The organism is Streptomyces durbertensis, assembly GCF_014156695.1.
Taxonomy (GTDB): Bacteria; Actinomycetota; Actinomycetes; order Streptomycetales; family Streptomycetaceae; genus Streptomyces; species Streptomyces durbertensis.
This window is the reverse complement of the sequence record NZ_WMLF01000161.1, coordinates 1-11,049: the sequence shown is the minus strand read 5'-3', so window position 1 is coordinate 11,049 and position 11,049 is coordinate 1. Positions and strand designations below refer to the sequence as shown.

Annotated in this window: 7 protein-coding genes; 6 read left to right on the top strand and 1 reads right to left on the bottom strand. The window is 72.0% G+C overall.

Annotated elements, in window-relative coordinates; translation table 11 throughout:
• From GL263_RS13060 to serA, 5 genes are all read left to right on the top strand, one after another.
• Nucleotides 1-2,814, top strand: a 2,814-nt coding sequence (locus GL263_RS13060; RefSeq protein ID WP_182855844.1) for a putative bifunctional diguanylate cyclase/phosphodiesterase, incomplete at its 5' end; no start/stop codon positions are given.
• 331 nt (nucleotides 2,815-3,145) lie between these two features.
• Entirely contained in the window at nucleotides 3,146-4,999 is a 1,854-nt protein-coding gene (locus tag GL263_RS13055; protein ID WP_182855843.1) for an acetolactate synthase large subunit, read from the top strand.
• A gap of 25 nt (nucleotides 5,000-5,024) precedes the next feature.
• Nucleotides 5,025-5,549, top strand: coding sequence for an acetolactate synthase small subunit (ilvN, locus tag GL263_RS13050; protein WP_182855842.1), 525 nt, complete (start codon nucleotides 5,025-5,027; stop codon nucleotides 5,547-5,549).
• Nucleotides 5,550-5,714: 165 nt separating this feature from the next.
• Nucleotides 5,715-6,713, top strand: coding sequence for a ketol-acid reductoisomerase (ilvC, locus tag GL263_RS13045; RefSeq protein ID WP_182855841.1), 999 nt, complete (start codon nucleotides 5,715-5,717; stop codon nucleotides 6,711-6,713).
• Nucleotides 6,714-6,960: 247 nt separating this feature from the next.
• Nucleotides 6,961-8,547, top strand: coding sequence for a phosphoglycerate dehydrogenase (serA, locus tag GL263_RS13040; protein ID WP_182855840.1), 1,587 nt, complete (start codon nucleotides 6,961-6,963; stop codon nucleotides 8,545-8,547).
• Between the two features lie 60 nt (nucleotides 8,548-8,607).
• Here serA and GL263_RS13035 read toward each other — a convergent pair whose 3' ends face one another.
• Nucleotides 8,608-9,954 (bottom strand): helix-turn-helix domain-containing protein, encoded by a 1,347-nt coding sequence (locus GL263_RS13035; RefSeq protein WP_182855839.1) that lies wholly within the window; start codon nucleotides 9,952-9,954, stop codon nucleotides 8,608-8,610.
• 137 nt (nucleotides 9,955-10,091) lie between these two features.
• Between GL263_RS13035 and GL263_RS13030 the strand changes: the two genes are divergently transcribed.
• The gene (locus tag GL263_RS13030; RefSeq protein WP_182855838.1) at nucleotides 10,092-11,018 is read left to right on the top strand and encodes a proline dehydrogenase family protein; all 927 of its coding nucleotides are present in this window, start codon (nucleotides 10,092-10,094) and stop codon (nucleotides 11,016-11,018) included.
• Nucleotides 11,019-11,049: the final 31 nt, after the last annotated feature.

Genomic DNA, 11,049 nt, shown 5'->3' with positions numbered 1-11,049 from the left:
GGATACGGCACCGGCGCCGCGCTCGGCTGGGGATCGGACCGGCTGGCCGTCTTCATGGGCGACTTCGGGCTGGCCGCCGCCGCCTTCCTGGCCGCCTACTCCTGTCTGCTCTACGCGCGCCGAGCCGCCGGCCGGCACCGGCCCGCCTGGCTGCTCTTCGCCGTCTCCTCCGCCATGGTCGGCATGGGCAACGCCGTCTGGGGCTGGTACGAGTTCGTCCTGCGGCAACCCGTGCCGGAGACGTCCCTGGCCGACTTCTTCTTCCTGCTCTTCGCCCCGACCGCCATCGTCGGGCTGCTGGTGCTGGCAAAACGCCCGGTCACCACGGCCGGCTGGGTGTGCCTGGGGCTCGACGTGTGGCTGATCGCCGGCTCGCTGCTCACCCTGTGCTGGAGCCTGGCGCTCACCCACGCCGACGACTGGCGGGACGGCTCGGTCGTCCAGGCGGCCACCCAACTCGCCTACCCGCTGCTGGACATCGTGCTTGTCAGCATGGTCCTCGCCCTGCACTTCCGGCGCTCCTCGGTGGACCGCTCGGTGATCAACACGGCGGCGGGCGCGCTGGGCGTGACCGTGCTGTGCGACGCGCTCTTCACCGCCCCGCTCTTCCAGCAGAGCTACGCCTCCGGACAGCTGCTGGACGCGGGCTGGTTCGCCGGCTCGCTGCTCCTCGCGTACGCGCCCTGGGCGGGCGGGGTGCCCCAGCGGGCCACGTCGGACCGCGAGGAGGAGGAGAGCAGGCCGGTCGCGGGGGTGTTCGCCGCGCTCACGCCGTACCTGGCCGCCGCCGTGTGCATCCTCGGCGCGCTGTACAACTTCGGCGACCGGCGCGAGGTCGACCAGGTCGTGCTGGTCACGGCCTTCACGGTGGCGCTGGCGCTGGTGGTCCGGCAGGCCATCATGCTGCTCGACAACATCCGGCTCGCCCGGGAACTCGCCCACAAGGAGCGGCACTTCAGGTCGCTGGTGCAGGGGTCGAGCGATGTCATCATGATCGCCTCCTGCGAGGGGGTGCTGCGCTACGTCAGCCCGGCCGCGGCCGGGGTGTACGGGCGGCCGGCGCCCGAACTCGTCGGCTCCCCGCTCTCCGCGCTGATCCACCCCGAGGACCTCGGCAGGTTCCTGCACGAGGTGCGGCGCTACCTCACCACCCCGCCGGGGCAGGAGACCTCCACCCGGGTGGAGTGCCGCTTCCAGCACGGCAACGGCAGCTGGCTCAACGTCGAGTCCACCGTCAGCCGCTACCGGGACGGGCTGATCTTCAACAGCCGCGACGTCACCGAACGGGTCCGACTCCAGGCCCAGTTGCAGCACAACGCCTCCCACGACCCGCTGACCGACCTGCCGAACCGGGCGCTGTTCACCGAACGTGTCAAGCAGGCGCTCGGCGGCCGCCGGGACAGCGACGGCCCCGACCGGGACGCCGCAGTCCTCTACATCGACCTCGACGGCTTCAAGGCCGTCAACGACACCATCGGGCACCAGGCCGGCGACGAACTCCTCGTGCAGGCCGGCCGCCGGCTGCTGGAGTCGGTCCGCGCCCAGGACACCGCCGCCCGCCTCGGCGGCGACGAGTTCGCCACCCTGATCATCGGCGAGGGCAGTCCGGACCCGGCCGAACGCGAGATGCGGGTGCTGGAGATCGCCGACCGGCTGCGGCTCAAGCTCTCCGAGCCCTACCTCGTGGAGTCCGGCACGGAGGTGCGGGTCGCGGCGTCCATCGGGGTGGCGTTCGCCGAGCCCGGCATCGCGCCCAGCACCCTGCTGCGCAACGCCGACCTGGCGATGTACCGGGCCAAGCAGGCAGGCAAGGGCCGCGTCGAGCTGTACGCGCCGCAGCTCCAGGCGGAGATGGCGCAGCGCTCCCAGCTCGCCGGCCGGCTGCGGACGGCCCTCGACGAGGGCCAGTTCGTCCTGCTGCACCAGCCGGTCGTCTCGCTGGAGACCGGGCGGGTCGCGGCCGTCGCCGCGCAGACCAGGTGGCGCTCCTCCCAGGGCATCCTCTTCACGCCGGGCGAGTTCCTGCGGCAGGGCCAGCGGCGGACCGCCGACGCGCGGAGCGAGGAGAGGGTCGCCGAGGTGGACCGCTGGACGCTGGAGGAGGCGGTGATGAGGGCGGCGGCCCGGCGCGCCGCGGGCCTGCGGGTTCCGGTGGTCGTACGGGTGCCCGCCGGACGGCTGACCGACCGGGTGCTGGACGGCCGCGCCTTCGCCGCCCTGCTGGAGCGCCACGGCCTGCCGCCGGAGGACGTGACCGTCGAACTGGCCGAGCACGACCCCCGGGTGAGCCTGGGCGAGCTGGAGGTCAGACTCGCCGCGCTGCGCCGCCTCGGCGTACGGATCGCGCTGGACGCGATGGGCTGCGGCCACGGCACGGTCGCCGCGCTGCGCGCCCTGCAGATCGACGTCCTGCGGCTGGACCGCACGCTGGTGGAGAGCCTCACCGAGTCCGGCCGGCTGTACAAGCTGACCGCCGGTCTGCTGCGCATCGCCCGGGAGCTGGGCACGGACTCCTACGCCGAAGGGGTGGACCTGCCCGAACAGGCGGCGGCGCTCCGGGCACTGGGCTGCACCCACGCCCAGGGCGCCGTGTTCTCCAGCGCGCTGGACGAGCACCGGCTGCGGCGGGCGCTGAGCGGCGGCGCTTACCCGCTGCCGGTCGCGAACGTGCCCGCGCAGCCCAGCCGGGGCGGCGGACGCTCGGTCGTGGTCGCCGGATCGCTGCCGGTCAGGAGGGGTGGAGCGGCAACACCGGACCCCGTGGTGCATTCGCCGCTCCGACCACATTCTGAGACTTCCGTCCCACCCACTTGACACCCGGTGGGTGATCGGAGGAAGGTCGGTGCCATGCGCACCCGACTTCTCGTAATTGGAAAGCGCGTCGACTGAACCGGGCCACCACGATGACCCGAGACGACAGCGACGCGCTCCCCTCGCCTGCCTCACGGCACGAGGGGTTTTTTGTTGCACCGACGCCCTGGCGCAACACCCCCGAACCTCCCGAAACCGACTCGAAGCCACCAGCCGCCGACCACCCGGGTCCGTGAACCCTGGTAACCCTCAGTGCCCGACCGACACCGCGCAGCGGTGTTGTCACCACCATCCGAGTGCCACCACCCTCACCTCAGCCGGGAAGAGAAGACCGATGACCGAGCAGGCCACCGGGGCCCCCCGACCGCAGCCGCGGGCCCGTAGCGGCGGGCAGCAGCCCGCCCCCGTCGAGCACCTGACGGGCGCCCAGTCCCTCATCCGTTCGCTCGAGGAAGTCGGCGCCGACACCGTGTTCGGCATCCCGGGCGGTGCGATCCTGCCCGCGTACGACCCGATGATGGACTCCTCGCGCGTCCGCCACATCCTCGTCCGCCACGAGCAGGGGGCCGGCCACGCCGCCACCGGCTACGCCCAGGCCACCGGCCGGGTCGGCGTCTGCATGGCGACCTCGGGACCCGGCGCCACCAACCTGGTCACGCCCATCGCCGACGCCCACATGGACTCCGTGCCGCTCGTCGCGATCACCGGCCAGGTCTCCTCCAAGGCCATCGGCACCGACGCCTTCCAGGAAGCCGACATCTGCGGCATCACGATGCCGATCACCAAGCACAACTTCCTGGTCACCGACCCGGCGGACATCCCCCGGACGATCGCCGAGGCGTTCCACATCGCCTCCACAGGCCGGCCGGGGCCGGTCCTGGTGGACATCTCCAAGGACGCCCTCCAGGCGCAGACCACCTTCAGTTGGCCCCCGGTCACCGACCTGCCCGGCTACCGCCCGGTCACCAAGCCGCACGCCAAGCAGATCCGCGAGGCGGCCCGGCTGATCAGCGGCTCGCAGCGACCGGTCCTCTACGTCGGCGGCGGCGTCCTCAAGGCCCGCGCGACCGCCGAACTGAAGGTCCTGGCCGAACTGACCGGCGCGCCCGTCGTCACCACCCTGATGGCGCTCGGCGCCTTCCCCGACACCCACCCGCAGCACCTGGGCATGCCCGGCATGCACGGCACGGTCGCCGCCGTCACCGCGCTCCAGAAGGCCGACCTGATCGTCGCCCTCGGAGCCCGCTTCGACGACCGGGTCACCGGCAAGCTGGACTCCTTCGCCCCCTTCGCGAAGGTCGTGCACGCCGACATCGACCCGGCGGAGATCGGCAAGAACCGCGAGGCGGACGTGCCGATCGTCGGCGACGCCCGCGAGGTCATCGCCGACCTGGTGGTCGCCGTCCAGACCGAGCAGGCCGCCGGGAACACCGGTGATCACACCGAGTGGTGGCAGCAGCTCAACCGCTGGCGGGAGACCTACCCGCTCGGCTACGACCTGCCCGAGGACGGCTCGCTGTCGCCGCAGCAGGTCATCGAGCGCATCGGCAGGCTGGCCCCCGAGGACACGATCTACGCCGCGGGCGTCGGCCAGCACCAGATGTGGGCCGCCCACTTCATCAAGTACGACCAGCCCGCCACCTGGCTCAACTCCGGCGGCCTGGGCACGATGGGCTACGCGGTGCCCGCCGCGCTGGGCGCCAAGGCCGGTGCGCCGGACCGCACGGTCTGGGCCATCGACGGCGACGGCTGCTTCCAGATGACCAACCAGGAACTGGTCACCGCCGCGCTCAACAACATCCCCATCAAGGTCGCCATCATCAACAACGGCGCCCTGGGCATGGTCCGCCAGTGGCAGACGCTGTTCTACAACCAGCGGTACTCCAACACCGTCCTGCACAGCGGCCCCGACGCCGAACCGGCCGACTCGCCGCCGCAGGGCACCCGCTGCCCCGACTTCGTCAAGCTGGCCGAGGCGATGGGCTGCGTCGGCATCCGCTGCGAGGACCCGGCCGACCTGGACGCCGTCATCGAGAAGGCCAACGCCATCAACGACCGCCCGGTCGTCGTGGACTTCATCGTCCACGAGGACGCCATGGTCTGGCCCATGGTCGCGGCCGGCACCTCCAACGACGAGGTCATGGCGGCCCGCGGTGTCCGCCCCGACTTCGGCGACAGCGACGACTGACCAGCGAGCGAGAGAGTAACCAGACATGTCCAAGCACACGCTCTCCGTCCTCGTGGAGAACAAGCCCGGCGTCCTGGCCCGGATCACCGCGCTGTTCTCCCGCCGCGGCTTCAACATCGACTCGCTGGCGGTCGGCACGACCGAGCACCCGGAGATCTCCCGCATCACCATCGTGGTGAACGTCGAGGACCTGCCGCTGGAGCAGGTCACCAAGCAGCTCAACAAGCTCGTCAACGTGCTGAAGATCGTCGAGCTGGAACCCGCCGCGGCCGTCCAGCGTGAACTCGTTCTGGTGAAGGTGCGCGCCGACAACGAGTCCCGCTCCCAGATCGTGGAGATCGTCCAGCTCTTCCGCGCCAAGACCGTCGACGTCGCCCCGGAGGCCGTCACGATCGAGGCCACCGGCAGCAGCGACAAGCTGGAGGCCATGCTGCGCATGCTGGAACCGTTCGGAATCAAGGAACTGGTCCAGTCCGGCACGATCGCCATCGGGCGCGGCTCGCGGTCCATCACCGACCGCTCGCTGCGCGCCCTGGACCGCAGCGCGTGACACCCCCGCCGCGTCGCCGCCGTGTGAGGCGACGCGCGGCGGGCCGCCCGCATCGCAAGACCGCGGACCGCGACCACCGCCGGCGGGCATAACGTGTTCCCAGCGGTGGACCGGTCGCCCAAGACCACCACCGACACAGGCAAGACTCGACAAGGAGTAACCCAAGTGGCCGAGCTGTTCTACGACGACGACGCCGATCTCTCGATCATCCAGGGCCGCAAGGTCGCGGTCCTCGGCTACGGCAGCCAGGGCCACGCCCACGCGCTCTCCCTGCGCGACTCCGGTGTCGACGTGCGCGTCGGGCTCCACGAGGGCTCGAAGTCCCGCGCCAAGGCCGAGGAGCAGGGCCTGCGGGTCGTCACCCCGGCCGAGGCCTCCGCCGAGGCCGACGTCATCATGATCCTCGTCCCGGACCCGATCCAGGCCAAGGTCTACGAGGAGTCCGTCAAGGACAACCTCAAGGACGGCGACGCCCTGTTCTTCGGCCACGGCTTCAACATCCGCTTCGGCTTCATCAAGCCGCCGGCCGGCGTGGACGTCTGCATGGTCGCCCCCAAGGGCCCGGGCCACCTGGTCCGCCGCCAGTTCGAGGAGGGCCGCGGCGTCCCGTGCATCGCCGCCGTCGAGCAGGACGCCACCGGCAACGCATTCCAGCTCGCCCTGTCCTACGCCAAGGGCATCGGCGGCACCCGCGCCGGCGTCATCAAGACCACCTTCACCGAGGAGACCGAGACCGACCTGTTCGGTGAGCAGGCCGTGCTCTGCGGCGGCGCCTCCGCCCTGGTCAAGGCCGGTTTCGAGACCCTCACCGAGGCGGGCTACCAGCCGGAGATCGCCTACTTCGAGTGCCTCCACGAGCTGAAGCTCATCGTCGACCTCATGTACGAGGGCGGCCTGGAGAAGATGCGCTGGTCCATCTCCGAGACCGCCGAGTGGGGCGACTACGTCACCGGCCCGCGCATCATCACCGACCAGACCAAGGCGGAGATGAAGAAGGTCCTCGCCGAGATCCAGGACGGCACCTTCGCCAAGAACTGGATGGCCGAGTACAACGCCGGTCTGCCCAAGTACAACGAGTACAAGAAGGCCGACGGCGACCACCTCCTGGAGACCACCGGCAAGGAGCTGCGCAAGCTCATGAGCTGGGTCGACGAAGAGGCCTGAGCAGCCCAGGGGTCGCACAGCGATGCGAGCCGTTAGCTCGATGGTGCGGCTGCCCCGGGATCCCGCTCCCGGGGCGGCCGCGCGCCGTTACACTGCATGCCAATAGCGCGTCACAGGCTCACAGCGTCGTGCGTCTCCACGCGGCTGCATACCTCCACCGCCTTCGGCCGACGGGACGCGGCCGTACTCGCCCACGTCCAGGCGGCCGTGGGAGGGACACCCAGGACCAGTGAGGACTGAGACCGAAGTGAGCAAGCCTGTAGTACTCATCGCCGAGGAGCTGTCCCCGGCCACCATCGACGCCCTCGGCCCGGACTTCGAGATCCGCCACTGCAACGGCGCGGACCGGGGCGAGCTGCTGAGCGCGATCGCCGATGTCGACGCCATCCTGGTCCGCAGCGCCACCAAGGTCGACGCGGAGGCCATCGCGGCCGCCCGCCGGCTGCGCGTGGTCGCCCGGGCCGGCGTCGGCCTCGACAACGTCGACGTCTCCGCCGCCACCAAGGCGGGCGTCATGGTCGTGAACGCGCCCACCTCCAACATCGTCACCGCCGCCGAGCTGGCCTGCGGTCTGATCGTCGCCACCGCGCGCAACATCCCGCAGGCCAACGCCGCGCTCAAGGGCGGCGAGTGGAAGCGCAGCAAGTACACCGGTGTCGAGCTGTCCGAGAAGGTCCTCGGTGTGGTCGGTCTCGGCCGCATCGGCGTGCTGGTGGCCCAGCGCATGTCCGCCTTCGGCATGAAGGTGGTCGCCTACGACCCGTACGTGCAGCCGGCGCGGGCCGCGCAGATGGGCGTCAAGCTGCTCTCGCTCGACGAGCTGCTGGAGGTCTCCGACTTCATCACCGTGCACCTGCCGAAGACGCCCGAGACGCTCGGTCTCATCGGGGACGAGGCGCTGCGCAAGGTCAAGCCGTCGGTGCGCGTCATCAACGCCGCGCGCGGCGGCATCGTCGACGAGGACGCCCTGGCGGCCGCCCTCAAGGACGGCCGCGTCGCCGGCGCCGGCCTCGACGTCTACGCCACCGAGCCGTGCACGGACTCCCCGCTCTTCGCCTTCGACCAGGTCGTCGCCACCCCGCACCTGGGCGCCTCCACCGGCGAGGCCCAGGAGAAGGCGGGCGTCGCCGTGGCCCGCTCGGTGCGGCTCGCCCTCGCCGGCGAGCTGGTCCCCGACGCGGTCAACGTCCAGGGCGGCGTCATCGCCGAGGACGTACGTCCCGGGCTGCCGCTCGCCGAGAAGCTGGGCCGCATCTTCACCGCGCTCGCCGGCGAGGTGGCCGTGCGGCTCGACGTCGAGGTGTACGGCGAGCTGACCCAGCACGACGTCAAGGTGCTCGAGCTCTCCGCGCTCAAGGGCGTCTTCGAGGACGTGGTGGACGAGACCGTCTCCTACGTCAACGCGCCGCTGTTCGCCCAGGAGCGGGGGGTGGAGGTCCGCCTCACCACCTCCAGCGACTCGCCCGACCACCGCAACGTGGTGACCGTCCGGGGCACCCTCGGCAGCGGCGAGGAGATCTCGGTCTCCGGCACGCTCGCCGGCCCCAAGCACCAGCAGAAGATCGTCGGCGTCGGCGAGCACGACATCGACCTCAACCTCGCCGACCACATGGCCTTCCTGCGGTACGCCGACCGGCCCGGCGTCGTCGGCACCATCGGCAAGGTGCTCGGCGAGGCCGGCATCAACATCGCCGGCATGCAGGTGTCGCGCGCCGAGGAGGGCGGCGAGGCCCTGGTCGCGCTGACCGTGGACGACACGGTGCCGCCGACCGTCCTCACGGAGATCGCCGAGCAGATCGGCGCCACCTCCGCCCGCACGGTCAACCTGGACTGACGCTTCCGCGCACTCGACCCCGCGCCCCTCGGCCGCCCCGGCGACCGAGGGGCGCGGGTGTCAGAAGCGGGCCGCCTTGAGGGCCATGTGGAGGAGGAGGCGGGACTCGCCGTCGGCGAGGTCGAGGCCGGTCAGCTGCTCGACGCGGGAGAGCCGGTAGTAGAGCGTCTGCCGGTGGATGCCCAGCTCCGCGGCGGTGCGGCCGGCCTGGCCTGCGAGGTCCAGGAAGACCTCTGCGGTTCTGGCCATCTCGCGGTGTGCCGGCTCCAGCAGCCGCCGCACCGCCGGGTCCGCGGCGACCCCGGCGGGCAGCGCGGACAGCAGCCGGTACGGCCCCAGCCCCGGCCACGTCGCGATCGGCGCCAGCCGACGCTCGGCGTGCGCCGCCCGCAGCGCGGCCTGCGCCTCGTACCAGGCGGCACCCAGCTCGACCACCCCCGACCGTGGCGCGCTGACGCCGCCGCGCAGCCCGCCGCGCTCGCCGGTACCGCCGCCCGGGGGCCCGCCCGTCGGGCGGTCACCGGCCGCGTTGCCCACCGGGTCGCCGGATGCCGCGCTCCCGGCCGGGCCTGCGCGGAGCAGCCGGTGGGCGGCGGCCATGGCCGGCTCCAACGAGCCGGCCGTCCGCAGCCGCACCAGCGCGGCCAGCGCCGGGCCCCGATGCGCCTGCCGGCCGGTCTCCTCGGCGTCCAGCACGGTCAGCACCGGCACGTTCGGCAGGGCCGCGGGAGGTGGGGCCGGGGCGTCGCCACCCGCCCGGCCCGGCTCGGCGGACGTCGCCGCGCGCCCCCGACCACCGGGCTGACGCCCCGCGTTGTTCCCACGCGGGTCCTCGACCCGCCACGGCCCGACGGCCAGGAGCGCCGTCGGGGCCTCGGCCGCTGAGCCCAGCTCACCCCGCAGCTCGGCGGTGGCCGCCTCCCGGCCCTGCCGGGGGCCGACAAGCGCGGCCCGCAGCAGACCGCCGAGCCGGGCACCGGTCCTGGCCTGCCCGGCCAGCAGGGCGCCGATGCGGGCGGCGGTGGCCATGGCCTCCCGTAGCCGGGGGTCCTCCAGCGGTCGGCTTCCGTCGTCCAACAGCCAGACGTAGCCGTAGACCACTCCGCCGTGGCGCACGGGCAGACAGATGCGCCCCTTGACCACGCCTGCCGCCGGGTCGGGCGGGATCCGCACGGGACCGGCGGCGCGGGTGATGCCGAAGCGCTCGAACCAGGCGCGGACCGCCGCCGTCGAGCGGCGCTGCATGATCGACCGGGTGCGGACCGGGTCCATGACCAGCTCGGCGTCGTCGCCGGCGCTCTCGTGCGCGCCGAAGGCGATCAGCTCGAAGTCCCGGTTCTCCAGCGTCGCCGGCGTGCCCAGGAGCGCCGAGACCTCGTCGATCAGCGTCTGGAAGTCCTCGCTCATCCCCCCATTCTCATACAGGTGTCTGAGATCCGGGACACGGATGCCTGACAGCTGTCGATGGTCCGTGAACAGCGGGATCCTTAGGTTTCACGGTGGCTCACCTTGCCGTTCAACCGACAGTCTTGTGGAGGTGCCCCGTGCTGGGTCCCGTGCTTCTCGCCGCCTCGCGCAGCGACGGCATCCGCCGTATCGTCTCGGCCGCACCGGTCACCCGCCCCGTGGTGGACCGCTTTGTCGCCGGTGAGCGCCTGGGGGAGTGCCTGACGGCCGTCCGCGCGCTGGCCGGGCGCGGCATCGACGTCACCATCGACTTCCTCGGTGAGGACATCACCGACGCCTCCGAGGCGCTGCGCACCCGCGACGCCTACCTGGCGCTCGCCGAGGCGCTGGCCGGCGAGGGGCTGGGGGAGCGCGCCGAGATGTCGGTGAAGCTCTCCGCCTTCGGCCAGGCCCTGCCCGACGGCCACGACCTGGCGTACCGCAACGTGCTGCCCGTCGTGGAGGCCGCCGCCGAGGCCGGTACGACGGTCACCCTCGACATGGAGGACCACACGACGGTCGACTCCACCCTCGCCATCCTCGGCGAGCTGCGTGCCCGCTTCCCGCAGACCGGCGCCGTCCTCCAGTCCTACCTGTTCCGTACCGAGGAGGACTGCCGGGCGCTGGCCGGGGAAGGCTCCCGGGTACGACTGGTCAAGGGGGCCTACAAGGAGCCCGCCACGGTCGCCTACCAGGACAAGCACGAGGTGGACCGCGCCTACGTCCGCTGTCTGAAGATCCTCATGGCGGGCAAGGGCTACCCGATGATCGGCTCGCACGACCCGCGGATGGTCGCCATCACCCAGGAGCTCGCGCACCGATGCGGCCGCAAGCCCGACGAGTACGAGTTCCAGATGCTGTACGGCATCCGCGAGGCGGAGCAGGAGCGGCTCGTCGCGGAAGGACACCGGATGCGCGCCTACGTCCCGTACGGCACCGACTGGTACGGCTACTTCATGCGACGGCTCGCCGAGCGCCCGGCCAACCTCGCCTTCTTCCTGCGCTCGCTTCTCACCCGAGGCTGACCCCCGAGGCCGACCCAGAGGCGGACGACCC